The organism is Methanosarcina spelaei (genome assembly GCF_002287235.1).
GTDB classification, from domain to species: Archaea; Halobacteriota; Methanosarcinia; order Methanosarcinales; family Methanosarcinaceae; genus Methanosarcina; species Methanosarcina spelaei.
The window spans coordinates 1-472 of sequence record NZ_LMVP01000398.1 but is presented as its reverse complement, the minus strand read 5'-3'; the positions used below and the strand labels follow the sequence as shown (position 1 = coordinate 472).

Genomic DNA, 472 nt, shown 5'->3' with positions numbered 1-472 from the left:
TAAAATCAATACGCTCCGCTACTTTCTAAAGTGAAACTTTTATCAAAATAGCTTACTACAGCTTAAATGGAGTAAATAATCTGAACAATTCCATAAATGACTTTTGTGGTTTCTTGAGTAAATTTAATCTTCTCATTTGAGTAAGTTTAATCTGATTCTCAATTCCTTTATCATTCCTAAACTGTTTCTTGTTATCAGTTTTTAGACTTTTTGAATAATAGCTTTCAATAGGATTATTTGTTGCCGGAGCTCCAGGAAGATAATGGAACAAAGTAAGATTTAACCAGTGTTTATTGATCATCCACAATCGTTTTTGAATCACTTCGTCATATGTTCTTATACTTTCCATTAATTTGTTAAAGTTATATTTTGCTTTTTCAAGACTATTAAGTGGAAGATTTTCCTTTTTTCGTCTTCTTTCTAGCTTCAATTTATATCTAAATCGGTTAAATTCCTTTTTTGCCTTTATACT

1 pseudogene is annotated in these 472 nt (G+C 28.8%); it reads right to left on the bottom strand.

The features are described 5' to 3' along the window. Positions 1-55 precede the first annotated feature (55 nt). Positions 56-472, bottom strand: a pseudogene (locus ASJ81_RS15225) (ISNCY family transposase); the annotation flags it as partial.